This is a genomic window from Granulicatella sp. HMSC31F03, assembly GCF_001807725.1.
Classification (GTDB): Bacteria; Bacillota; Bacilli; order Lactobacillales; family Aerococcaceae; genus Granulicatella; species Granulicatella adiacens.
Genome location: NZ_KV790870.1, coordinates 162,921 through 186,724, shown reverse-complemented (window position 1 = coordinate 186,724; position 23,804 = coordinate 162,921). Strand labels below are relative to the sequence as shown.

Genomic DNA, 23,804 nt, shown 5'->3' with positions numbered 1-23,804 from the left:
TTATTTTCCTGTCTACTTGACAGGGTGCACTTCAGACTTGCTTTTTGCTCTATTTATTTTTTATAGGTCTAAGAATCCTTCGTGCGGAGTCATGTTAAAGTATTCCGCAATTTCTTGTAATTGCTTATCTGTAATTTCTTGTAGGATTTTTCCGCCTTGTGCACCGACTTGAGAGTAAATCATCGCAGCTTTTTCAATCACTTCGATTAAACCATATGTTTCATCCAGCGTATCGCCTGATGCAAATAATCCATGGTGTGGCCAAATCACCGCTCTAAACTCAGCCATCTTCGCAGCTGTTGCTTCCCCAATCTCGTTTGTTCCAGGTGTCATATAAGGAATTACGCCGATACCTTCTGGGAAGACGACGATGGATTCCGCTTGCATTTTCCAAAGTAGTCTTGATAAATGACGTTCGTCTAATGGTTGTGTGAAGCTTAATGCGATTAAGTTTGTTGGGTGGCAATGGAAGACTACTTTATGATTTGGATTCACCTTGAGTCGTTCGATGTGGCTCATTAAGTGGCTCGCGAATTCTGAGGTTGGTTTTCCGCCATCTTCGAATCCCCATAGTAACTCTGCTTTTTGTCCGTCTTCTGAAATACGAACCAAGCCTAAATCAAGAAGCGGTTGATTGGTGACATTTCTGAAGTAACGGCCTGTCCCTGTTACTAAGTAATAGAATCCTGCAAGTGTAGAGGCGTCGAATCCTAAGTCGAGGACACGTTTGACTTCTCTCACATCTTCATAACCTTCTACTTCGCTAGCTTCTAGACGTACTGATACGTTCCCGCCATTACGTTCATCCCAGTAACGTAAGTACGATTCTTTGGTCAGTTCACATAATTTTTTTACCGCTGGTGATTCAATAAATTTTGTCATTTTTCAATTCTCCCTTAATTTCTTTTTGATAATACTTGTTCTTCGGTTGCTTTGACTTCATTATACCATGCAAGCCCGACTGTAACACTATTGATTTTAAGGAGTTTAGACAAACAAATAACCGATAACACTCCTTGAGTATTACCGGTCTTCCATTATTCTGCTTTATTCGAATTTTCCTTTATTCGCTTCATTCGCTGTTTTCAAATCAATTTGAAGAAGGTTGACTAAGTTTACGTCATCAATCGTTGCTTTTCCTTTATCGTCGACTTTAATCGCTAAATAGTGCGTATTTCTTGGAAGATAATCCATACCTTCTAAGTTCACTCCCAAATTCGATTTAAACCCTAGGGCTGCTAATCGATAAATCAACTTAAGCAATAGGGCTTTAGAGAAATCAGATTGTCCTATCTTTTGAGATTCCTGGATCAACCCTTCAAAGAAAGCTTGATTGTCTCTTTGATAACTTGCTTGTACTTCATATTGATAGAGATCTACTTTTGGAGCTTGGAATTTCAAATACACGGTATCCCCATCGACTTTATAATCTTCCAGCGTGTAAGCTCCTGCTTTCCCTAGTGAGTTTGTATTTACTTTTAAATACATAGGTCCATAAACTTTAATAGGATAAGTAACTCCTTGAAACTCTATCTCTGCATCATTAGAGAAGGTTGGTCTGGATTCTGTCACCATCTTCACCATATACCCATTCCATAGTTTATCAAAAAATTCTTCTTGATTAGAGGTAGTTGTGGCATTTAACAGCGCATCAAAATTTTCTTGATTTACAAAGACAGCGTCCACTAATTTTAATGCTTCTTGTACTTTACTATCTGTAATGCTCTTTTTCTTCTCTGCAAGATCTTCTGCTGCTTTTTTCACCCCAGATAAAGGCATTTTTACAGTTTTTCCACTATTAGATTCTACATACGTTTGTTCGTAATTCCTTAATGGAGGCATTTTAGCATCCCAATCAAAGGAAGCCGCTGGACCAGTAACATCATTTTTATGATAAACCGTAGATTTCGTTTGAGCTTGTGTGGTTTCACTTGTAGCAGATGGAGTAGCTGAGCAGCCTGCAATGACGAATGAACAGAATAACGAGCTCCCTACTAGAAGTAATTTAAGTTCTTTTTTCATTGAGTTCTCCTTAATACTTTTAAAATAGCAATCTTTGAAAGTTTATTTATATGAATTTTATTATAGCATACTCCTTTGATTCTCAAAACTTTCTTTCTATAAAGACTAAAAAAGCACCCCTACAAATGTAAGAGTGCTCAACGACTTTCATTATTGTAATTTTTCTAAGTCGGCTTGTAAGGCAGCTACTTTTTCTTTTGCAGCTTCTTCACTATCTGCTTTCGCTCCGATATAGAACTTAATTTTTGGTTCTGTACCACTTGGGCGAACCGCAATCCATGATCCGTCTTCCAAGATGTATTTCAATACGTTAGAGGTTGGAAGTCCAATTTCAGAAACGACCCCATTCGCATCTTTTTGCTCATTCACTGCGAAGTCTTGAGCTAATGCTACTTTCAATCCTCCAAAGCTTGTTGGAACTGAAGAACGTAAGCCATCTAATAAAGCTTTAATTTTTTGTGGTCCTTCTAAACCAGCGACTGTTACAGAGATTGTCTTTTCTAAGAAGTAACCATGTTTTGCATATAATGCTTGAAGACCATCATATAAAGTTTTGCCTTCGTTCTTGAAGCGTGCAGCTACTTCTGTTAGTAATAACACTGCTTGAACCGCATCTTTATCACGGACGAATGATTTCACAAGGTATCCATAACTTTCTTCGAAACCGAACATGAAAGTATGTTCGCCAGTTTCTTCGTCGTGTTGGATTTGCTCTGCGATAAATTTGAATCCTGTTAATACATTCATCATTTCAGCGCCATAGCTTTTAGCCACAGCTGTTGGAAGTTCGCTACTTACGATTGATTTCACGACAAGCGCATTACTTGGAAGAGTTCCTGCTTGTTGGTGAGCATATAATAAGTAATCGACTAAGATAGCCGCGATTTGGTTCCCTGTAATTACTTGGTAGCTTCCATCTGGTAAGCGTACTGCAGCACCCATACGGTCCGCATCAGGGTCAGTCGCTAATAATACATCAGCGCCTACTTTTTTCCCTAATTCTACCGCATATTCAAATGCGCCTGCTTCTTCAGGGTTTGGAGATTTAACTGTTGAGAAGTCTCCATCTGGCACCGCTTGTTCTTCAACCACATGCAATCCTTTGAATTCTGCTTGTTCTAATGCTTTTTCTACAAGCATTAACCCAGTTCCGTGTAATGGGGTATAAACGACTGATAATCCTTCTACATCGCTAAGAAGTTTTGGATTCACAGATACCGTTTTGATTTCTTTCAAGTACGCATCATCGACGTCTTTCCCGATAATCGTTACAAGGCCTGATGCTTCTAATGCATCATCATCTAGCACTTCGATTTCAAGTGGATTTGCCACTTGGCGAACGTATGCAGTTAAAGCATCTGCATCTTTTGGAGGCATTTGACCGCCGTCTTCACCATATACTTTATATCCATTGTAAGCTGCTGGGTTATGACTAGCTGTAATCATAATTCCGGCAAATGTATGCAAGTAACGTACCGCGAATGATAATTCTGGCGTTGGACGTAAGCTTTCAAATACATATGACGCAATGCCATGAGTGGCTAATGTACGTGCAGATTCCATTGCGAATTCTGGTGAAAAATGACGTGAATCATAAGCAATCGCTACGCCACGTTTTTTCGCTTCTTCCCCGTAACTTTCAATTAAGCGTGATAATCCTTCTGTTGCCTGACGAACAGTGTAAGTGTTCATGCGATTGATCCCAGGTCCAACAATTCCACGCATTCCCGCAGTACCAAATTCTAATGGTGTATAGAAGGCTTCCTCTTTTTGAACGTCATCCATTGATTGTAATTGCACCTTTAATCCTTCTTCTAGTGCATCAAAAGATTCCCATAGTTTTGCTGTTTCTTTCCAACTCATTTGCATCCGTCTCCTTCTATTGAGTAATTCTGTCTTACCTTCTTTTATTATCCCCGATTTTCCGAATAGTTTCAACCTCTTTGTGAATTAAAAATCAAGATTTTTAACTTCAAAGCCGTATTCCTGAATATGTGTTTTCAGCATATGCAAGAATCGCTCTGCTTCCTTCGATAATTTTCGCTGATCATGTTGCAAGATCCCCAGTTCCATCGTATCTTCCACGTCCAGAGGAACCGCAACAATCTTATCATCGTTCAGCTTGCTACTAATAATCCCTGAACTAATCGTGTATCCATTTAATCCGACCATTAAATTAAAGATGGTCGCACGGTCACTTACCTTAATGCTCTTCTTATGCTCCATCGTGCTGAGGATTTCCTCTGAGAAGTAGAATGAGTTTTCTTCTCCCTGTTCATAGGATAAATAAGGATAGTCTTCTAATTCTTCTAGCGCAATGCTCTCTTTTTCGGCAAGTGGATTTTGAGTACTTAAGAATACGTGTGGTTGTGCCGTGAAGAGTGGCGTGAAGACTAAGTCCTTTTCTTTGAATAATTTTTCCATGACTTTACGGTTGAAATCATTCAAATACAAGACACCAATCTCACTCTTATAGTTCGTTAAGTCTTCTAAAATGTTTTGTGTTTCTGTTTCGCGAAGCGTGAATTGATATTCGTCTCCAGCTTCCTTTTGAATAAAATCTACAAAGGCATGGACCACAAAGGCATAGTGCTGAGCGGATACTGAGAATGTTCGTTTCCGTTTGGTTTGTCTTTTGTATTTTTCTTCCATCAAATTCACTTGATCGAGGACTTGACGAGCATATACAAGAAATTCTCGTCCTTCTGCCGTCAAAGTAATTCCCGTATTTCCACGTTGAAAAAGCGTAATATCCATCTCGATTTCAAGTTCACGAATGGCCTTCGACAAACTTGGTTGGCTGACGTATAACTCTTTAGCCGCCTCATTCATCGAACCTTTTTCAGCAATTTTTTCAAAATAAATGAGTTGCTGAATTCTCATGCAACCACTCCCTTCTATTAGATTTATTGTACCATCTTCTTTGGAAAATAAAAATAAACTCCTCCATGCAATTACATGAAGGAGCCGATAGGAATTCTGTTGATTAGTCTTGGAATTTGAAGACTACTGAAGAATCGTATAGTTTTAATACTTTTTCAAATACAAGCTTGCTTGCAATCGCAGCAGCAATTGGAACAGCTAACCATACAATAGCAGCTAATCCAACATTCAATCCTGCATCAATAGAAGCTAATGGTCCTACTAAACCTACAAGACCGAATCCAGCAGATTGTGGAGTACCACTTACTGAGAAGAGCGCTACAGGAATCGCTGAAAGAATTGCTGTCGATAAACATGGAATCAAGATAACTGGATATTTGAATAAGTTTGGCATCATTAATTTCATTGCTCCTAAAGCAATCGCTAATGTTACCCCTGATTTATTCACTTTCCATGAATGAACTACTAATGCTACAGCGGTTGCAGCAACCCCCATTGCAGCAGCCCCGGCAGACACACCGTTTAACTGAATCGCTAAACCAATCGCTACTGTAGAGATTGGTGAGATGATTAAAAATGCGAATGAGCAGCAGATTAAGATAGACATCAAAATTGGTTGTAATGTTGTGAACTCGTTGATCACTTGACCAATCGCTGCAGTAATCATTTTAACGTATGGTAAGAGTAATAATCCGATAAACGCAGATCCAACCCCAACGACGATTGGCATTGCAACCACTGCTGTTGAACCAAATTTATCTTTAATGAGCATCAACATTCCAACTGCAATCGCAGCGGTCACCATGGTATTGATTAAGTCCCCTGTTCCAGCACCTACATAAGCTTTCAATTCAGCATTGTAAGTTACAACCCCACTGGCTACAAAGCAGGCACCTGCTGTTACCATCATTTCCATTGGTTTAAATCCAAATTGTAAAGCGATTAATCCACCAATGATAAGGGGCGTTGCTAATTGGAAAATTACTGCAATTTGTGTAATTGTTACAGCAATTGGATATTGACTAAAATATTTTAAGATTGCAGATAAAACAGCGTTTGGAATTAGACCAACAATAACCCCTAGTGCTGTTCCTGATAAGATTTTATTGATAAAGACTTTTCCAGTCATTTTTGTTTGAGCCTGAGCTTCCATAATTTCCCCTCTTTCTTGAGCTATTTAGCTCCTAAAATTTGTTCTTTACAATGAACTAAAGCTGTAAGAAAAGCACAATACGGTGTTGGTATTCCATATTTCTTACCTTTACGAACAACCGCACCATTAATATAATCAATTTCTGTTAAACGATTATTTTTATTCAAGTCTTGATACATAGATGGATAATGAAGTCCAATTGTCTTACAATTATAACAATTACTCTCGATATATTCAACAATTTCTGAAACATTTATTTCGATATTTTCAAATTTTGCAACATCTGCAAATTCTTTCACAATATTTTCAACAATCATATGAGCATCTGTAGTAGATCCAAACTCATACATATTACTTAATAAAATGGTACATAAGCCATTCATTGTACCATTGACACAAGCCTTCTTGTAGATGGCATATAGCATATTCTCTGAATAATTAGCGTTTAAACCTGCGCTATTCAATACCTCAACAATTTCAAGAGCTCCTTCTTTTGCATCGTCAGTATCCACTAAGTTCTTCAACGCAACTGTTCCACTACCAAATAGTTTCACTCGTCCTGGACCTTCCATTCCTGCAGTCCACATAGTATTTCCTATAAAGATATTTTCTTTAGGAACAAATTTTTCAATGACTTCTTCGTGACCAATACCGTTTAGTAAGCATAGCACCTTAGTCTTTTCATGAATAACAGGTTTTAAATCATTGAGCATTTTTTCTAATTGCATTGCCTTTGTAAATAGAATAATCAAATCACTCGTCGCAGACTCTGTTACTTCACTTTGGAGTAGCGCTGGTAATTTTACAACGACTTCCTCTCCATTGAAGTTTGCTTTTAATCCCTCTTTTTGAATGGCTTCTACATGATCTTTCCAACCATCTACTAGTACTACTTCGTGCCCCGCGTTATGCAACATCAATCCGAAACGACTTCCCATCGCTCCAGCACCAGCTATTGTTATTTTCATACTTATTCCTCCTTAATTTAAATAGACATTGCTTCTCATTTTTTTCTTTGATAAAATAATGTGTAAGATTTCACTTAAATGACGAGGAGACATTCAAATGGATATTAAACATCTACAATACTTTGTAAGTATCGTTGACCATGGGGGATATTCCCCAGCTGCACGCAGTTTATTCATCACACAACCTACCCTTTCCCAAACCATTAAAAAATTAGAATCAGAATTACATACTCCTCTTTTCATTCAGCAAACAAACGGAATCAGCTTAACGGATGCTGGGCAAATTCTTTACGAAGAAGCGAAAAAAATCATTTTACAGTTAGAAGAAACTGTTCAAAAGATTCAAAAGCTAAATCGCCCGCAAAAAGAAACGATTCGAATAGGTCTCCCAACTCTTTTTGCCATTAAATTAATGCCAGTATTCTCAAGATTTATGATGTCCCACCCAACAGTTCATCTAACAATGATTCAAGGTGGATCTAGAGAACTACAAACAGCTCTCGTCAATGGCGAAATTGATCTTGGAGTTCTTTCGTTTCCAAAGATTGAAACCGATATTTACCTTGAGCCTTTTCAAAAAGAATTTTTGGGATACCATGCTAGTATCGTCGTTCCGAAAGGGCATCCGTTTGAACAGGCATCCTCACTCACCTTTGAACATCTCAAAAATGAACGTTTCAGTACTTTATCAAGAAACTTTATGTTAGGAAAACTACTGCATACTCGTTCTAGAGACTTTGGATTTGAGCCTCATATTGTTTATACAGATGATAATTGGGAAGTTTTGCTAGCTAGTTTAGCAACCTTTAATTCCATATGCATTATGGCCCATGAATATAAGGAATTTTATTCTGATGCTTCTCTTACTTGGATCCCACTAGACGATAAGAAGAGTTTCTTCCCTATTGGAGTGGCTTATCTTCCAAATCAAACTTATTCGCAAAATACAATCGAATTAATAGAATTATTGCGAGATTTGTAAGTTTTTATCTCTATTTATTGTACAATGTTTGTGATTTTTTTACCAATTGAGTTTTTTTATACCTCTATAAGATTTTTCTATAGTCTTCTTACTAAAAAAGGACATCAAGTTTAGGAGTTCTCCTAAGCTTGATGCCCTTTTTTGTTGGGTTTAATCTATATTTTTACTAAATTGCCCAGTCTCCGTTGCGGAAGATTGGAACGACAGTACCGTCTTCACGGATACCATCAACGTTCATTTCTGGTCCACCAATCATGAAGTCCACGTGAACATCCGCACGGTTTAATCCAGCTTCTCTTAATTCTTCTTCAGTTTCGAATTTTTCTCCACCTTTAACGCTTGTTGCATAAGCAGAACCAATTGCTAAGTGGTTTGAGGCATTTTCATCGAATAATGTGTTGAAGAATGTAATGCCTGATTGAGAGATTGGTGATGGGTCACTTACGAGTGCAACTTCACCTAATCCACGAGCACCATTGTTTTCGAATACTAAGTCTTTCATTACTTGGTCGCCTTTTTCAGCAGATACTTCTGTGATTTGACCGTCTTTGAAAGTCACTTTGATGCCTTCGATAATGTTTCCGTTGTAACTTAATGGTTTTGTACTTGATACGTATCCATCAGCTACGCGGAAATCAGGAGCTGAGAAGACTTCTTCTGTTGGCATATTTGCGATGAAGTGTTCTCCTTGAGCATTGATGCTTCCAGCACTCTCCCAAACATGGTTTTTAGGCATTCCTAGGGTTAAGTCTGTCCCTGGTGCAGTGTAGTGTAATTTCACGAATTGTTCTTTGTTTAAGATAGCTGCTTTTTTGTCTAATTTTTCTTCATGTTCTTTCCATGCTGCTACTGGATCATCAGCGTAAACACGGCAAGTTTTGAAGATTTGATCCCATAATAAATCTACTGCTTCTTCGTCCGTTGCAGCATTAGGGAATACTTTCTTCGCCCATTCTTTACCAGCCGCAGCGGCTACTGTCCAGCTCACTTTGTTGGCTTGTGTTGCTGTACGTAATGGTTTTAATGCAAGACTTAATGCTTTTGTTGATTGTTGTAGACGTTCTGCTGATACTCCAGCAAATGCGTCTGGGTCAGCTGAGCGAACGTTTAAGCGGCTTGCTTTCTTCTCTAATAAGTAGTTCATTTCTGCTACACGGTATTCTGGAACGTTTGTGATACGGTCTTCAGCTGCGTGTAATAAGCGTTCACGGCCTACGAAATCGTCTGCCCATGATACAATAACTTCGCTTGCTCCGTGTGCGTAAGCTTCTTTTACTAATAAACGAGCTAATGGTGCTTGGTCTACGTCAATCACAATATTCACTGTGTGACCTGGTTGCACGTTAATCCCTGTTGAGATTAATAATTTAGCGTATTTTTCTAAATTTTTGTCGAAATCTTTCAATACCATATTGACACTCCTTTTAATATAACTATCTTCATCCTATCATATTTCTAGTCGAAATTCTTATAAAACACTTCATCTAAGTACAGTCCGTGAGCAGGCGCGGTTGGTCCAGCCACATTTCGGTCCATCGCTTCAAGAATTTGCTTCATTTCTTCCACTTCTCGTAAGCCATCTCCAATTTGAAGCGCCGTTCCAACTAAAATGCGAACCATATTGTAGAGGAAACCTTTCCCTTCAAAAGTAAAAATTAATTCATCACCGTTTCTCTTCACTTCTGCTTTCGTCACAACGCGAACTTTGGAGTCTTTATCGCTTTTTGTCGAACAAAAACTTGTAAAATCATGTTCTCCAATCACTGCTTCAAAAGCCTTGTTGATGCGGTCTACATCCGTTTTGAATGGGTGATGCAGCTCATACTGACGAAGAAACGGACTCTGCACAGGTGCATTCGTTACTTTATAAATATATCGTTTTCCTGTCACACTATAGCGTGCGTGAAAGTCTTCAGACACCGCTTCTGCTCTTAAAATACGGATTGCAGTTGGTAACAAACTATTCATCGCACGAACGAGTGAAGCTGCCTCAATGGCTTTCGGATAGTCGATATGAACTACTTGACCGTTGGCATGTACCCCAGAGTCTGTACGTCCAGATCCACTAACTGGAATGTATTGACCCTTTGTCATCTTTTTCAGTGCCTTATTCAGTTCTGCTTGAATACTATTCCCATTCTCTTGCACTTGAAATCCAACATAGGGAGTTCCATCGTATTGAATAACGAGTTTATATCGCTGCATCTTTTTCCCTTCTTTCAAAAAAGAGCTTGACAAGTCAAGCTCCTTATTTTTTATGCTTTAAATACAAATAATAAAATGGTTACGGCCACTAGGGATAATCCCGCAATGGCATCACGCATTTCATAATGTAGGACACGGTATTTACTACGTCCGTCTCCTCCTTGATATCCACGTGCTTCCATGGCTGTAGCCAAGTCTTCTGCACGATTCAATGAGCTCACAAAAAGCGGAATAAGAATTGGAATAATCGCCTTCATTTGTTCAAAGAGATTTCCTTCTCCAAAATCAACCCCACGAGCTCGTTGCGCGTTCATAATTTTTTGTGCTTCATCCATTAAGGTTGGAACGAAACGAAGCGCAATCGATAGCATTAACGCAACCTCATGTACCGGAAACTTCACAATAGAAAGAGGCTTCATCACCGCTTCAATGGCATCTGTCAACTGCAAAGGTGCAGTTGTTAGCGTTAAGAGCGTTGAGAATGAGATAATTAATACGAATCGTAAAAAAATGAATATCGCGTTAATAATCCCATCGGAAGTCACTTGAAGGAATCCCCATTTAAAGTAAACTTCCCCTCCGCTGGTGAATAGGATTTGAAGTGCTACGGTAAATAGAATGACCCAAATTAATGGGCGAATTCCTTTCCAGAAGAATCCTAGAGGAATCTTTGACAACAGTAACGCAATAAGTGTATAGGCAATCAACAAGCCATAGGTTATCCAGTTATTGGCCAAGAAGATGACTAATACAAACGCAAATGTTCCAATTAATTTCGTTCTTGGATCTAGTTTATGGATCCATGAGTCTCCTTGTAAATAACGTCCTAATATCAATTTATCGAGCACTTGCTTCACCTCCTAAATTAGAGTGTGAAACCAGTAAATCCGCTAATTGATCTAACGTCATTGGACGCTCTTCGGTTGAAAAACCTTTTGCTTTTAGCTTTTCCACAAATTGAATCGTTGAAGGAAGGCCTAATTGTTTTTCTTGTAGCCAACGTGCATCTGCAAACACTTCTTCAGGCGTACCAGTTTTTACAACCGTCCCTTTTTCACAAACAATCACGTAATCTGCATAGTCGCTTACATCATTCATTTGGTGAGTTACTAAAACGATGGTAATCCCTTGCTCTTTTTGTAAGGAGGAAAACATCTCCATCATTTCTTTACGACCTTTAGGATCTAGTCCCGCAGTTGGTTCATCTAGTACTAACACCTCAGGCTGCATCGCTAAAACCCCAGCAATAGCAACACGTCGCATTTGTCCTCCGGATAAATCAAACGGTGACTTTTGCAAGACATCTTCAGGAAGCCCCACAATCTTCAGTGTGTCTTTGGCAATTTGATTGGCTTCTTCCTCGCTCACTCCAAAATTCTTTGGGCCAAAAGCAATATCTTTCTCAACAGTTTCTTCAAAAAGTTGTGCTTCCGGAAATTGGAATACAATTCCTACTTTCTTTCGTAAAGGTTTCAAATCCTTATTACTCGTTTGAGCATCTACGATACGTTCCCCTAAGGCCACTGTTCCTGTAGTAGGCTTTAATAAAGCATTCAAATGTTGAAGAATAGTTGACTTCCCTGAACCAGTATGACCGATAATTGCAGTATATTTTCCAGAAGGAATTGCAAAATTCACGTCATATAATGCTCGTGTTTCAAAAGGAGTGTTTGCTTGGTATGCGAAATTTACTTCGTTAAAACGGATGTCCATAACCACTCCACCAATCCTTCCTCATCTAAATACTCCTCAGGGACATTTATTCCTCTTTCACGAAGAGCTTCTATCAGTTTCTCAGCAAAAGGAACATCTAATCCTTTTTCAACTAGTTTGGATCCTAATTTAAAAATTTCCTTTGGAGTCCCAATTTGTTGAATTTGACCTTGCTCCATTAGGACAACTCTGTCTGCTTGAGCCGCTTCATCCAAATCATGTGTAATAGAAATAACGGTAATCTTCTTTTCTTTATGAAGCTTTTGAATCGTCGAAATCACTTCTAAACGCCCTTTTGGATCTAACATCGATGTTGCTTCATCCAAAATAATTACTTCAGGTTCTAATGCCGTTACTCCCGCAATGGCTACTCTTTGTTTTTGCCCACCTGATAAGCGAGCTGGTTCTTTCGTCCGAAATTCAGACATTTTCACCATATCAAGAACTCTGGTTACACGTTCGAGCATTTCTTCTCGAGGAAGTCCAATATTCTCCAACCCAAAAGCAATATCATCTTCCACAGTAGTTCCCACGAATTGATTATCAGGATTTTGGAACACCATTCCAACTGTTCTTCTTGCTTCAAACACAGTTTCTTCAGTTAACACTTTCCCATTCACAACAACAGATCCTGTATTTGCTTCAATCAAACCATTCATAACTTTGGCCAAAGTAGATTTCCCGGACCCATTATGACCAATAATTGCTAACCATTCACCTCGTCGAATTTCTAGTGAAACTCCGGCAAGGGCTTCTCTGGCATCGTCTTCATGATAACGATAATGAATATTATCCAACTCAATAATAGTATGATCCAATAACGACACCCCTTTCCTTATTTTATGTATGATAAAAAAATATGTATAAATAAAAAAACACACTTTATTACGATGAAGTGCTTCCCCGCCAAGTGAATGACGGGAAGGCAACGAGCTAGACTAAATAATCAAGGAAAGAATAAGGCTACCTTTCAGTAGCCTCAGACTTCCCATCTTACAAAGCAAGATGATTATTACCATCATGACGCTCTTTTCAACCATCGAAAAGTGTTCGATTGAATGTTATATTAAACTAATTCAATGATAACCATTGGTGCAGCATCGCCACGACGAGGTTCTGTTTTAAGAATACGAGTGTATCCACCTTGACGTTCGTTGTAACGAGAAGCTAAATCATTAAATAATTTTTGCAACGCTGTTTCAACAACGATTTTTTCGCCTTCTTCACGAACATCTGCAACTTCGTTACGAACAAATGCAGCTGCTTGACGACGAGCATGTAAGTCACCACGTTTACCTAAAGTAATCATTTTTTCTACAGTAGAACGAATTTCTTTAGCACGAGCTTCAGTAGTAACGATACGTTCGTTAATAATTAAGTCTGTTGTCAAGTCACGTAGTAACGCTTTACGTTGTGAACTTGTACGTCCTAATTTACGATAAGCCATTTTATAATATTCCTCCTTCTTAAGAGTTTCTATTAGTCTTCACGACGTAAGTCTAAATTTAAATCGATTAGTTTTTGTTTTACTTCTTCAAGAGATTTACGACCTAAGTTACGAACTTTGATCATTTCAGCTTCTGATTTGCTTGTTAATTCATGAACTGTATTAATTCCAGCACGTTTCAAGCAGTTATAAGAACGAACTGATAAATCTAATTCTTCAATAGTCATTTCAAGAAGACGTTCTTTTTGAGTTTCTTCTTTTTCAACCATGATTTCCATAGGAAGTGCTTCATTTGTTAAGTTAACAAAAATATTCAAGTGTTCTGTTAAAATACGAGCTGCTAAACTAATAGCATCTTGAGGTGCGATAGAACCATCTGTCCATACATCAAGAGTTAGTTTATCATAAACATTTTTTTGACCAATACGAGTGTTCTCTACTTGGTAGTTCACTTTACTAATCGGAGTATAAATAGAATCAATTGGAATAACACCAATTGGCATATTTTCAGATTTATTGTAATCAGAGCGAACATACCCACGACCATTTTTAGCGTTCATACGAACATGGAAGTGATGACCTTCTGCTACTGTACAAATGTATAAATCAGGGTTTAGAACTTGAATGTCGCTATCGTGTTTGATATCGCCTGCAGTTACAACTGCTGGTCCCTTAACATCAATTTCTAATACTTTATTTTCATCTTCACTGAAAGATTTAAGTGCAATTTTTTTAATATTTAAAATGATTGCAGCTACATCTTCAACTACGCCATCTATTGTTGAAAATTCATGTAAAACGCCATCCATTTGGATATCTGTTACTGCAGTACCAGGGAGTGACGATAATAAGATTCGGCGTAATGAATTCCCTAAGGTAGTACCATAACCGCGTTCAAGTGGCTCAACAACGAATTTACCAAATTTTGCATCTTCGCTGACTTCAATCGTCTCAATTTTTGGTTTTTCAATTTCGATCATGTTTTTTACCCCTTTCAAAACGTTCGTTCAATGTGCGATTGTCCGACAAAATTCAACAATAACAATCCATTACACACGACGGCGTTTTGGAGGACGACATCCATTATGAGGGATTGGTGTTACGTCACGAATTGCTGTCACTTCTAAACCTGTAGCTTGTAATGAACGAATAGCAGCTTCACGACCTGAACCAGGACCTTTAACAGAAACTTCTACAGTTTTCATTCCGTGCTCCATTGAACCTTTTGCAGCAGATTCAGCAGCCATTTGAGCAGCAAATGGTGTTGATTTTTTAGAACCTTTAAATCCTAAAGCACCTGCAGAAGACCATGAAACAGCATTACCATGAACGTCTGTAATCATAACAATTGTATTATTAAATGTTGAACGGATGTGTGCTACACCAGATTCAATATTCTTTTTCACGCGGCGTTTGCGTACAACTTTCTTTGCCATGAAGAATTAACCTCCTTCTTCTCTAAATTATTTTTTCTTACCTGCAATAGCCTTAGCTGGGCCTTTACGAGTACGAGCATTATTTTTTGTATTTTGTCCACGAACTGGTAAACCACGACGATGGCGAACTCCACGGTATGAACCGATTTCCATCAAACGTTTGATGTTCAAGTTCACTTCACGACGTAAGTCACCTTCAATTTTTAGTTTATCCACTTCAGCACGGATACGGTCTAACTCATCATTCGTTAATTCGCGAACACGAGTATCTTCATTAACATTAGCAGCAGCTAAAATTTGTTTTGAAGTAGTAATACCGATTCCGTAAATATAGGTTAAAGAAATAACAACACGTTTTTCACGTGGAATATCCACACCTGCAATACGAGCCATACTAATGAGTACCTCCTTATATATTATCCTTGACGTTGTTTATGTTTGGGATTTTGACAAATCACCATAACTTTACCATTGCGTTTAATAACTTTACATTTTTCGCAAATTGGTTTTACTGATGCTCTAACTTTCATTTAAGTTCCCTCCTCTATTTCATTAACGGAGTCCATTATTTAAAGCGATACGTGATTCTTCCACGCGTTAAATCATACGGTGATAATTCAACCGTAACTTTATCGCCTGGTAAAATTTTAATGTAGTGCATCCGGATTTTTCCAGATACATGCGCTAAAACCTCATGACCATTTTCAAGTTCGACCTTGAACATCGCATTTGGTAATGTTTCATTAACAATACCTTCAATTTCAATTACGTCTTCCTTTGCCATGTCTTATCCTCCTTACTTGTAATAAGTTTTTACGGATTATTTGACGGACTTCTACCGTTATCTAACTTTCTAAGTATACCATTTCAGCTACAATAAATGCAAGATAACAGGCAGAGTCTAGCGAGGTTCTCCCATAATTGATTGAATCGTTTGGAATAGATTGTCAATTCCACTTTCGCCATCTACATTACGTAATATGCCTTTTGCTTTATAGTAGTTTAAGATTGGTTTTGATTGTTCGATATTAATTTGAATTCGATTTTCCACTGTTTCAGGCTTATCGTCTTCACGTTGGTAAAAATCGTGAGACCCACAACGATCACATGTTCCTTCTACTTTAGGTGGATTATTTGTTTTGTGATATGTTGATCCACAGTTACGACAAATAATTCTTCCTGTTAGACGTTGCATTAAGATCTCAGGGTTCACTTCAATATTAATCACTGCATCAATTGAGCGATTTAAATCTTGCATGATTTTATCAAGTGCTTCCGCTTGAGCTTGAGTACGTGGGAAACCGTCCAATAAGAATCCTTTTTCTGTATCGGCTTGTTGTAAACGTTCCTTTACAATGCCGTTTGTTACTTCATCAGGTACTAGTTCGCCTTTATCCATGAATGATTTAGCTTTAAGACCTAATTCAGTTTGTTGTTGCATAGCAGCACGGAACATATCTCCTGTTGAAATATGCGGGATTCCGTATGTAGCAACAATCTTTTCAGCTTGAGTGCCTTTACCTGCACCAGGTAAGCCCATTAAAATAATGTTCATAGTTGCCTCCTAGAATCATAACTGAGGAACTGACAAAACGCATTTCTGCATCTTGTCAATCAATCCGTTATTCCTCAATAAATCCTTTATACTTACGCTTAATCGTACGACCTTCAATTTGACGGCTGATTTCTAAAGCAACCCCGACAACGATTAGAAGGTTTGTACCACCTAGCATCAATCCTCTTGGTAAGTTCCACAATGCTGCAGCCACCATAGGAAGAATTGAAATACCTCCTAAGTAAAGAGCACCTACTGTACTCAATCGTAGTAATGTACTTGAAACAAATGATTCAGTATCTTTACCTGGACGAACACTTAGGATGTAACCACCAGATTTTTGTAAGTTTTCTGCTACTTTCTCAGGGTTTACCTGAACGAAAGCATAGAAGAATGTAAATACAACAATTAACACTGTGTATAATGTTGCACCAGCAGGCTTAGTAAAATCAAAAATGTTAGTTGCAATTTGGTACCAGCCAGACTCACTATGATCATTAGCATAAAGACTTAAAATCGTTGATGGTAATGTCATAAATGAACTAGCAAAGATAACAGGAATTACCCCTGCAGAGTTGATTTTTAATGGTAACCAAGATGTTTCACTTGATCCTGTTGCACGTTTTGAGTAGGAAATTGGTAAGCGACGTTGTGCTTGCTCAATATAAACTACTAACATAACGACTAAAACAATCGCTACAATCAATGCAACCGTGAATCCTATTGCACGATATAATTCAGTGTCTGCACGACCTTGAATTTGTTTTACATAGAATTCATAAATATCATGCGGCATTCTTGCTACGATACCTGCGAAGATTAGAACAGAAACACCATTTCCAATCCCCTTAACGGTTATCATGTCCCCTAACCATGTAAGGAACATTGAACCAGCTGTTAACACAAGCGCAATCATTAAAAATGTTTTAATTCCTGGATTATTAATTAAGCCATAATTTGACCAAACGTTAAATCCAAATGAAATTGCATAAGCTTGGAAAAATCCAATCACAATTGTTAAATATCTCGTTGCTGTATTTAATTTACGACGACCTACTTCCCCTTGTTTAGACCATTCAACGAATGTCGGTAAGAGATCCATTTGTAACAATTGAACAACAATCGAAGCAGTGATATATGGTGAAACTCCCATTGAGAATAATGAGAAGTTTGATAACGCACCACCGCTAAATGTATTTAACAACCCGAAGATTCCTGTAGTTGCAAATGTTTGAATTGCTCCAGCATTTACACCAGGAACCGTTACTTGTGATCCAATACGAAAGATAATTAGAATCATCAATGTGAATAATAGACGATTTCTAATTTCCTTCATTTGAACAGCATTTTTTAGTAGAGTGAACATTAGATCACCTCTACAGTTCCACCTGCAGCTTCAATAGCTTCTTTTGCTGCTTGCGAGAATTTATTTGCTTTTACAGTTAACTTACGTTCAAGTTTACCATTAGCTAACACTTTGATACCGTCTTTTTCGTTTTTAACGATACCAGCCTCAACTAGTACAGCCGCAGTTACTTCTTGACCATCTTCAAAACGATTTAATGTTTCAAGATTTACAACTGCATATTCTTTACGATTAATATTTTGGAAACCACGTTTTGGAATACGACGGAATAATGGAGTTTGTCCACCTTCGAATCCTAATCTAACGCCACCGCCTGAACGAGCTTTTTGACCTTTGCTTCCGCGTCCAGCAGTTTTACCATTTCCTGAACCTTGACCTCTACCAACACGGTTACGTTCTTTACGAGAACCTTCAGCTGGTTGTAATTCATGAAGTTTCATGTTCTGGGCACCTCCTCTTATAAGTTTTAAATTAAACTTCCTCAACATCCACTAAATGTGAAACTGTGTTAACCATACCTTTAATTGCTACGTTAGCTGGTTTAACAACTGTTGAACGAATTTTTGTTAAGCCTAATGCTTTACAAGTATCGATTTGGTTTTGAGGACGTCCAATCAAGCTTTTCTTTAAAGTAATCTTTAATTCTGCCATTATAATGTCCTCCTTATCCTAAAAGTTCTTCAACTGATTTGCCACGTAAAGCAGCAACATCTTCAACACGTTTTAATTGTTTTAATCCTTCGATTGTAGCACGAACCATGTTAACTGGTGTGTTAGAACCTAAAGATTTTGAAGTTACGTCTGAAATACCTGCTAATTCAACAACGGCACGAACTGGTCCACCTGCAGCAATTCCTGAACCGGCTTGAGCTGGTTTTAACAATACGTTACCACCGCAGAAACGACCGATAACTTCGTGAGGAATTGTAGAACCACTAGTTGGAACTTCAATAAGGTTTTTCTTAGCATCTTCAATAGCTTTACGAATAGCTTCTGGTACTTCTTGAGCTTTACCAGTACCGAAACCAACATGTCCATTATGGTCACCGACAACTACTAAAGCAGCAAAACGTAAACGACGTCCACCTTTTACAACTTTTGTAACGCGGTTAATCGCAACAACACGATCTTCTAATTCTAAGTTTCTTGCATCAACATTAACCATGAATTGTGGATCCTCCTTTTCCTAGAATACTAGTCCATTTTCACGTGCTGCTTCAGCTAAAGCTTTTACACGTCCATGGTATAAGTATCCACCACGGTCAAAGACTACTTTCTTAATATTTTTTTCAAGTCCGCGTTCTGCGATTAATTTACCTACAGCAGAAGCTTCCTCAGTTTTTGTTCCGTTTTCTACATTAGTATCTAAAGTAGAGGCACTTGCTAGCGTCACACCCGCTACGTCATCAATTAATTGAGCGTAGATGTTTTTGTTAGAACGAAAAACGTTCAAGCGTGGGCACTCAGCAGTACCAGAAATTTTGCGACGAACACGTGCGTGACGAGTTTGACGCACTTTATTTTTGTCTGGTTTTGTAATCACAATTTTCACCTCTTATTAATTAATCATGCTGCATCAAGCGCAACAAAAGGTAAATAATCACTAAAATTATTTACCTGTTTTACCTTCTTTACGACGTACAAATTCATCAACGTAACGAATTCCTTTACCTTTATAAGGTTCTGGAGGACGTACGCCACGAATGTTAGCAGCTAATTCGCCAACTTTTTGTTTGTCATAACCTTTAACGATTACTTTTGTATTTGAAGGAACTTCGATTTCGATACCTTCTTCTGGAGTAAACTCCAATGGATGAGAATATCCAACGTTTAATACAAGTTTTTTACCTTGTAATTGAGCACGATACCCAACCCCGATTAATTCCAATTCTTTTTGGAATCCATCAGTAACCCCAACTACCATGTTGTTGAATACTGCGCGAGTTGTTCCGTGGATTGTTTTGTTTTCTTTTGAATCATCTGGACGAGTGAATACTACTTCACCTTCGCGTTGTTCTAAAGAAATGTTTTGGTTGAATGTATAAGTTAATTCACCTTTAGGACCTTTTACAGTAACTGTGTTGTCCTTTAAGTCTACTGTTACTCCTGCAGGAATAACGACTGGTTTATTTCCGATACGGCTCACTTGGCTGCACCTCCTTATTTTCTAGATTACCAAACGTATGCTAGAACTTCTCCACCTACGTTTTTAGCTCTTGCTTCTTTATCTGTGATAACACCTTCAGATGTTGACACAATTGCAATTCCTAAACCATTTAATACTTTAGGAACTTCACCTGTTTTAGCATAAACACGTAAACCAGGTTTAGAAATACGTTTCAATCCTGTGATTACACGTTCGTTATTTTTTCCATATTTCAAGAACACTTTCATGATGCCTTGTTTTCCATCTTCTTCAACTGAGAAATCTTTGATGAATCCTTCAGATTTTAAGATGTTTGCAATAGCAACTTTCATGTTTGATGACGGAACTTCTAGTGATTCGTGACGAACCATGTTCGCGTTACGAATACGAGTTAAGAAATCCGCGATTGGATCTGTCATAACCATTAATGAGTACCTCCTTTATCAAGTAGTAATGATTACCAACTTGCTTTCTTCATTCCTGGGATTTGCCCTTTATAGGCAAGCTCACGTAAACAAATACGGCAAAGTTTGAATTTACGATAAACTGAATGTGGTCGACCACAACGTTCACAACGAGTATATTCTTGAGTTGAATATTTTTTTGGACGTTTGTTCTTTGCGATCATTGATTTTTTAGCCAAACTACTCGCCTCCTGTGAGTTTAATTTTTATTTTTGGAAAGGCATTCCAAGTTGAGTTAATAATTCTTTTGCTTCTTCGTCTGTATTAGCTGTTGTTACGATAACAATATCCATACCACGAACTTTGTCTACGCGATCGTAGTCAATTTCTGGGAAGATTAATTGTTCTTTAACACCTAATGTGTAGTTACCGCGTCCATCAAAAGATTTTTTAGAAATCCCATGGAAGTCACGTACACGAGGTAATGAAACTGTTACTAACTTGTCTAAGAAGTCATACATACGTTCACCACGTAGAGTAACTTTAGTTCCGATTGGCATACCTTCACGTAAACGGAAACCAGCGATTGATTTCTTCGCAGTTGTTACAACTGGTTTTTGACCAGAGATTAATGTTAACTCTTCAACTGCTTTTTCTAAGTTTTTAGCGTTAGATGTTGCATCACCAACACCCATATTAATAACGATTTTTTCTACTTTAGGTACTTCCATAACTGATTTGTAGTTAAATTTTTCAATTAATGAAGGTACTACTTCGTTTTTGTATTTTGCATTTAAGCGATTCATGCAGGATGGTCCTCCTTCCTCAAATTACTGAATTATGCTTTATTACGACCTTTAGGTACACGTACCTTTTCACCGTTTTCTACTTTAAAGCCTGTACGAGTTGCTTTACCTGTAGTTGGGTCTACGAACATTACGTTTGAAACATGAATTGGAGCTTCCACTTCAACGATTCCCCCTGTTTGGTTCGCTTGAGATGGTTTTTGATGTTTCTTAACAATGTTAACACCTTCAACGATTACACGGCCTTTCTTAGGAAAACTTTTTAAGATTTTTCCTTCTTTACCTTTGTCTTTACCTGAGATTACTTTTACGATATCACCAGTTTTAACGTGCATGTGTTACACCTCCTTCGATTTTGATGAGAATTATAATACTTCTGGAGCTAATGAAACGATCTTCATGTAGTTGTTATCACGTAATTCACGTGCAACTGGTCCAAAGATACGTGTTCCACGAGGGCTCTTGTCATCACGAATGATTACACATGCATTTTCGTCGAACTTAATGTATGAACCGTCTTTACGACGTGCACCTGATTTAGTACGAACGATTACAGCTTTAACGACATCCCCTTTTTTAACAACTCCACCTGGTGTTGCTTGTTTAACGGATGCAACGATTACGTCACCGATATTAGCTGTTTTGCGGCCAGATCCGCCTAGAACTCTAATTGTTAACACTTCACGAGCGCCTGAGTTGTCAGCCACTTTTAGTCGAGTTTCTGTTTGAATCACTATTGGTTCCTCCTTTCAAATGTATACACAATTGAAATTAAATAATTACTGCTTCTTCAACAATTTCAACTAAGCGGAAACGTTTTGTTTTTGACAATGGACGAGTTTCCATAATCTTAACAATGTCCCCAACTTTTGCTGAGTTATTTTCATCATGAGCTACAAATTTTTTCGTATATTTAACACGTTTACCGTAAGTTGAGTGACGTTTGTAAGTTTCGATTGCAACTACTAACGTTTTGTCCATCTTATCTGAAACAACGCGTCCTTGATATACTTTACGTTGGTTACGTTCTACAGTCATGTTCATTGCCTCCTTTGCTGATGATTATTTTTGCAATTCTTCTTGACGCAATGCAGTCTTGATACGCGCAATTTGTTTACGTACTTCACGAATGCGTGCTGTACCTTCTAATTGCCCAGTAGCAAGTTGGAATCGTAAGTTGAATAGTTCTTGTTTTAATTCATTTTCTTTTTCAACAAGTTCAGCAGTGGATAACCCTTTAAGTTCTTTCTTAAGTTCATTAACCTTCATTCGATTCACCACCATTTTCTTCGCGTTTCACAAATTTTGTTTTAACTGGCAATTTGTGTGATGCCAAACGTAAAGCTTCGCGTGCTACTTCTTCTGATACGCCAGCGATTTCGAACATCACTTTACCGCGTTTAACTGGTGCTACCCAACCTTCAGGTGCCCCTTTACCAGAACCCATACGAACCCCGATAGCTTTAGCTGTGTATGATTTGTGAGGGAAAATTTTGATCCATACTTTCCCACCACGTTTCATGTAACGTGTCATAGCGATACGTGCTGCTTCGATTTGACGGTTTGTAATCCAGTGAGATTCTGTTGCTTGTAAACCGTATGTACCGAATACTACTTCTTTACCACCTTTAGCTTCCCCGCGCATTTTTCCACGGAACTCACGACGGTGTTTTACACGTTTTGGTACTAACATGTTTATTTCCCTCCTTTCTCAGAGTTTTTGTTCTTTCTTGTTGGTAATACTTCATCACGGTAAATCCAAGTTTTAACACCTAATTTTCCGTATGTTGTATCTGCTTCTTCCCATGCGTAGTCAATGTCCGCACGTAATGTATGCAATGGAACTGTTCCTTCTGAATAGCTTTCAGAACGAGCGATATCAGCACCGTTTAAACGACCTGAAACCATAGTTTTGATTCCTTTAGCACCAGCGCGCATTGTACGTTGGATTGCTTGTTTTTGTGCACGACGGAAAGCAATACGACGTTCTAAGTCACGAGCGATTCCTTCTGCAACTAATTTAGCATCTAAATCAGGTTTTTTGATTTCAACAATGTTGATGTGAACTCGTTTACCTGTTAGTTTGTTTAAGTTTGTACGTAATTTATCTACTTCAGATCCACCTTTACCAATTACCATACCTGGTTTAGCTGTGTGGATTGAAACATTAACACGATTAGCAGCACGTTCAATTTCAATAGTTGAAACGCTAGCTTCGTTTAATTGTTTACGGATATAATCACGGATTTTTAAATCTTCATGCAAGAATTCTGCGAAATCTTTTTCTGCGTACCATTTTGAATCCCAGTCACGGATGATTCCGACACGCATTCCTAATGGATGAATTTTTTGACCCACTGATTATCCCTCCTTCTTCTCTGATACCACTACAGTGATGTGGCTTGTGCGTTTTAAGATTTGTGAAGCTGAACCTTTAGCACGTGGACGGAAACGTTTCATTGTTGGTCCTTCGTTCACGTAAGCTTCACTTACATATAAGTTTTCAACATCTAAGTCGAAATTGTGTTCAGCGTTAGCAATTGCAGACATTAAAACTTTTTCTACGATTGGTGATGCAGAACGTGGTGTGAATTTCAAGATTGAAATTGCGTCACCGATTTTTTTACCTCTAATTAGATCGACAACAAGGCGAGCTTTACGAGGTGCAATACGAACTGTTTTAGCAACTGCTTTAGCAGATGTGATTTGTTCTGACAT

Annotated in this window: 35 protein-coding genes; 1 reads left to right on the top strand and 34 read right to left on the bottom strand. The window is 38.1% G+C overall.

Annotated elements, in window-relative coordinates:
• Nucleotides 1-60: 60 nt before the first annotated feature.
• From rhaD to HMPREF3106_RS08410, 6 genes are all read right to left on the bottom strand, one after another.
• The gene (gene rhaD, locus HMPREF3106_RS08435; protein ID WP_049555332.1) at nucleotides 61-882 is read right to left on the bottom strand and encodes a rhamnulose-1-phosphate aldolase; all 822 of its coding nucleotides are present in this window, start codon (nucleotides 880-882) and stop codon (nucleotides 61-63) included.
• Between the two features lie 165 nt (nucleotides 883-1,047).
• Entirely contained in the window at nucleotides 1,048-2,022 is a 975-nt protein-coding gene (locus tag HMPREF3106_RS08430) for a hypothetical protein (RefSeq protein ID WP_070445843.1), read from the bottom strand.
• 150 nt (nucleotides 2,023-2,172) lie between these two features.
• Nucleotides 2,173-3,885: a phospho-sugar mutase gene (locus HMPREF3106_RS08425; protein ID WP_049555334.1), complete on the bottom strand. Its 1,713-nt coding sequence runs from the start codon at nucleotides 3,883-3,885 to the stop codon at nucleotides 2,173-2,175.
• Nucleotides 3,886-3,972: 87 nt separating this feature from the next.
• Complete coding sequence (locus HMPREF3106_RS08420) at nucleotides 3,973-4,905, bottom strand: LysR family transcriptional regulator (protein WP_049555335.1); 933 nt, start codon at nucleotides 4,903-4,905, stop codon at nucleotides 3,973-3,975.
• Nucleotides 4,906-5,008: 103 nt separating this feature from the next.
• On the bottom strand, nucleotides 5,009-6,058 hold the full coding sequence (locus HMPREF3106_RS08415) for a PTS sugar transporter subunit IIC (protein WP_005607421.1): 1,050 nt from the start codon (nucleotides 6,056-6,058) through the stop codon (nucleotides 5,009-5,011).
• A gap of 20 nt (nucleotides 6,059-6,078) precedes the next feature.
• Nucleotides 6,079-7,026: a 2-dehydropantoate 2-reductase gene (locus HMPREF3106_RS08410; RefSeq protein ID WP_070445840.1), complete on the bottom strand. Its 948-nt coding sequence runs from the start codon at nucleotides 7,024-7,026 to the stop codon at nucleotides 6,079-6,081.
• Between the two features lie 97 nt (nucleotides 7,027-7,123).
• Between HMPREF3106_RS08410 and HMPREF3106_RS08405 the strand changes: the two genes are divergently transcribed.
• Nucleotides 7,124-8,008: a LysR family transcriptional regulator gene (locus HMPREF3106_RS08405; protein WP_049555337.1), complete on the top strand. Its 885-nt coding sequence runs from the start codon at nucleotides 7,124-7,126 to the stop codon at nucleotides 8,006-8,008.
• Nucleotides 8,009-8,174: 166 nt separating this feature from the next.
• Here HMPREF3106_RS08405 and HMPREF3106_RS08400 read toward each other — a convergent pair whose 3' ends face one another.
• From HMPREF3106_RS08400 to rplV, 28 genes are all read right to left on the bottom strand, one after another.
• Entirely contained in the window at nucleotides 8,175-9,419 is a 1,245-nt protein-coding gene (locus HMPREF3106_RS08400) for an aminopeptidase (protein ID WP_049555338.1), read from the bottom strand.
• 44 nt (nucleotides 9,420-9,463) lie between these two features.
• Nucleotides 9,464-10,213, bottom strand: a complete 750-nt coding sequence (gene truA / locus HMPREF3106_RS08395; protein ID WP_049555339.1) for a tRNA pseudouridine(38-40) synthase TruA — start codon at nucleotides 10,211-10,213, stop codon at nucleotides 9,464-9,466.
• Between the two features lie 50 nt (nucleotides 10,214-10,263).
• Nucleotides 10,264-11,061, bottom strand: a complete 798-nt coding sequence (locus tag HMPREF3106_RS08390) for an energy-coupling factor transporter transmembrane component T family protein (RefSeq protein WP_049555340.1) — start codon at nucleotides 11,059-11,061, stop codon at nucleotides 10,264-10,266.
• Nucleotides 11,051-11,926, bottom strand: a complete 876-nt coding sequence (locus tag HMPREF3106_RS08385) for an energy-coupling factor ABC transporter ATP-binding protein (RefSeq protein WP_049555341.1) — start codon at nucleotides 11,924-11,926, stop codon at nucleotides 11,051-11,053. The genes HMPREF3106_RS08390 and HMPREF3106_RS08385 overlap by 11 nt, the downstream gene beginning before the upstream one ends.
• Nucleotides 11,902-12,753, bottom strand: a complete 852-nt coding sequence (locus tag HMPREF3106_RS08380; protein WP_083281641.1) for an energy-coupling factor ABC transporter ATP-binding protein — start codon at nucleotides 12,751-12,753, stop codon at nucleotides 11,902-11,904. Before HMPREF3106_RS08380 ends, HMPREF3106_RS08385 begins: the two co-directional genes overlap by 25 nt.
• Nucleotides 12,754-12,992: 239 nt before the next feature.
• On the bottom strand, nucleotides 12,993-13,373 hold the full coding sequence (gene rplQ / locus HMPREF3106_RS08375; RefSeq protein ID WP_005607436.1) for a 50S ribosomal protein L17: 381 nt from the start codon (nucleotides 13,371-13,373) through the stop codon (nucleotides 12,993-12,995).
• Nucleotides 13,374-13,405: 32 nt separating this feature from the next.
• Nucleotides 13,406-14,353 (bottom strand): DNA-directed RNA polymerase subunit alpha, encoded by a 948-nt coding sequence (locus tag HMPREF3106_RS08370; protein ID WP_005607438.1) that lies wholly within the window; start codon nucleotides 14,351-14,353, stop codon nucleotides 13,406-13,408.
• Between the two features lie 69 nt (nucleotides 14,354-14,422).
• On the bottom strand, nucleotides 14,423-14,809 hold the full coding sequence (gene rpsK, locus HMPREF3106_RS08365) for a 30S ribosomal protein S11 (RefSeq protein ID WP_005607440.1): 387 nt from the start codon (nucleotides 14,807-14,809) through the stop codon (nucleotides 14,423-14,425).
• Between the two features lie 27 nt (nucleotides 14,810-14,836).
• Entirely contained in the window at nucleotides 14,837-15,202 is a 366-nt protein-coding gene (gene rpsM / locus HMPREF3106_RS08360) for a 30S ribosomal protein S13 (RefSeq protein WP_005607442.1), read from the bottom strand.
• 23 nt (nucleotides 15,203-15,225) lie between these two features.
• Nucleotides 15,226-15,339: a 50S ribosomal protein L36 gene (rpmJ, locus tag HMPREF3106_RS08355; protein WP_005607444.1), complete on the bottom strand. Its 114-nt coding sequence runs from the start codon at nucleotides 15,337-15,339 to the stop codon at nucleotides 15,226-15,228.
• A gap of 35 nt (nucleotides 15,340-15,374) precedes the next feature.
• Nucleotides 15,375-15,593, bottom strand: coding sequence for a translation initiation factor IF-1 (gene infA / locus HMPREF3106_RS08350; protein ID WP_005607446.1), 219 nt, complete (start codon nucleotides 15,591-15,593; stop codon nucleotides 15,375-15,377).
• A gap of 117 nt (nucleotides 15,594-15,710) precedes the next feature.
• On the bottom strand, nucleotides 15,711-16,364 hold the full coding sequence (locus HMPREF3106_RS08345; protein ID WP_049555344.1) for an adenylate kinase: 654 nt from the start codon (nucleotides 16,362-16,364) through the stop codon (nucleotides 15,711-15,713).
• Nucleotides 16,365-16,431: 67 nt separating this feature from the next.
• Nucleotides 16,432-17,730, bottom strand: a complete 1,299-nt coding sequence (secY, locus tag HMPREF3106_RS08340; RefSeq protein WP_005607449.1) for a preprotein translocase subunit SecY — start codon at nucleotides 17,728-17,730, stop codon at nucleotides 16,432-16,434.
• Nucleotides 17,730-18,170: a 50S ribosomal protein L15 gene (gene rplO, locus HMPREF3106_RS08335; RefSeq protein WP_039849224.1), complete on the bottom strand. Its 441-nt coding sequence runs from the start codon at nucleotides 18,168-18,170 to the stop codon at nucleotides 17,730-17,732. Before rplO ends, secY begins: the two co-directional genes overlap by 1 nt.
• Before the next feature lie 31 nt (nucleotides 18,171-18,201).
• On the bottom strand, nucleotides 18,202-18,381 hold the full coding sequence (rpmD, locus tag HMPREF3106_RS08330; protein ID WP_005607451.1) for a 50S ribosomal protein L30: 180 nt from the start codon (nucleotides 18,379-18,381) through the stop codon (nucleotides 18,202-18,204).
• 13 nt (nucleotides 18,382-18,394) lie between these two features.
• A complete protein-coding gene (gene rpsE / locus HMPREF3106_RS08325) occupies nucleotides 18,395-18,895 on the bottom strand; it encodes a 30S ribosomal protein S5 (RefSeq protein WP_005607452.1) in 501 nt (166 codons plus the stop codon).
• A gap of 21 nt (nucleotides 18,896-18,916) precedes the next feature.
• Nucleotides 18,917-19,273, bottom strand: a complete 357-nt coding sequence (rplR, locus tag HMPREF3106_RS08320) for a 50S ribosomal protein L18 (RefSeq protein WP_039849225.1) — start codon at nucleotides 19,271-19,273, stop codon at nucleotides 18,917-18,919.
• 66 nt (nucleotides 19,274-19,339) lie between these two features.
• Nucleotides 19,340-19,876, bottom strand: coding sequence for a 50S ribosomal protein L6 (rplF, locus tag HMPREF3106_RS08315; RefSeq protein WP_070445837.1), 537 nt, complete (start codon nucleotides 19,874-19,876; stop codon nucleotides 19,340-19,342).
• Between the two features lie 26 nt (nucleotides 19,877-19,902).
• The gene (gene rpsH / locus HMPREF3106_RS08310; protein WP_005607457.1) at nucleotides 19,903-20,301 is read right to left on the bottom strand and encodes a 30S ribosomal protein S8; all 399 of its coding nucleotides are present in this window, start codon (nucleotides 20,299-20,301) and stop codon (nucleotides 19,903-19,905) included.
• 32 nt (nucleotides 20,302-20,333) lie between these two features.
• The gene (locus HMPREF3106_RS08305; RefSeq protein WP_005607459.1) at nucleotides 20,334-20,519 is read right to left on the bottom strand and encodes a type Z 30S ribosomal protein S14; all 186 of its coding nucleotides are present in this window, start codon (nucleotides 20,517-20,519) and stop codon (nucleotides 20,334-20,336) included.
• Between the two features lie 27 nt (nucleotides 20,520-20,546).
• Nucleotides 20,547-21,086: a 50S ribosomal protein L5 gene (gene rplE, locus HMPREF3106_RS08300; protein WP_070445835.1), complete on the bottom strand. Its 540-nt coding sequence runs from the start codon at nucleotides 21,084-21,086 to the stop codon at nucleotides 20,547-20,549.
• A 32-nt stretch (nucleotides 21,087-21,118) separates the two neighbouring features.
• Nucleotides 21,119-21,421, bottom strand: a complete 303-nt coding sequence (rplX, locus tag HMPREF3106_RS08295; protein ID WP_070445833.1) for a 50S ribosomal protein L24 — start codon at nucleotides 21,419-21,421, stop codon at nucleotides 21,119-21,121.
• Between the two features lie 30 nt (nucleotides 21,422-21,451).
• Nucleotides 21,452-21,820, bottom strand: coding sequence for a 50S ribosomal protein L14 (gene rplN, locus HMPREF3106_RS08290; RefSeq protein ID WP_005607465.1), 369 nt, complete (start codon nucleotides 21,818-21,820; stop codon nucleotides 21,452-21,454).
• Between the two features lie 37 nt (nucleotides 21,821-21,857).
• Nucleotides 21,858-22,124 carry a 30S ribosomal protein S17 gene (gene rpsQ, locus HMPREF3106_RS08285; RefSeq protein ID WP_039849226.1) on the bottom strand — a complete coding sequence of 89 codons (267 nt, stop codon included), beginning with the start codon at nucleotides 22,122-22,124 and terminating at the stop codon, nucleotides 21,858-21,860.
• A gap of 24 nt (nucleotides 22,125-22,148) precedes the next feature.
• The gene (gene rpmC / locus HMPREF3106_RS08280) at nucleotides 22,149-22,355 is read right to left on the bottom strand and encodes a 50S ribosomal protein L29 (RefSeq protein ID WP_005607469.1); all 207 of its coding nucleotides are present in this window, start codon (nucleotides 22,353-22,355) and stop codon (nucleotides 22,149-22,151) included.
• On the bottom strand, nucleotides 22,345-22,779 hold the full coding sequence (gene rplP, locus HMPREF3106_RS08275) for a 50S ribosomal protein L16 (protein ID WP_005607470.1): 435 nt from the start codon (nucleotides 22,777-22,779) through the stop codon (nucleotides 22,345-22,347). The genes rpmC and rplP overlap by 11 nt, the downstream gene beginning before the upstream one ends.
• Nucleotides 22,780-22,781: 2 nt before the next feature.
• Nucleotides 22,782-23,444 carry a 30S ribosomal protein S3 gene (gene rpsC, locus HMPREF3106_RS08270; RefSeq protein WP_005607471.1) on the bottom strand — a complete coding sequence of 221 codons (663 nt, stop codon included), beginning with the start codon at nucleotides 23,442-23,444 and terminating at the stop codon, nucleotides 22,782-22,784.
• 3 nt (nucleotides 23,445-23,447) lie between these two features.
• Nucleotides 23,448-23,804, bottom strand: a complete 357-nt coding sequence (rplV, locus tag HMPREF3106_RS08265; RefSeq protein WP_005607473.1) for a 50S ribosomal protein L22 — start codon at nucleotides 23,802-23,804, stop codon at nucleotides 23,448-23,450.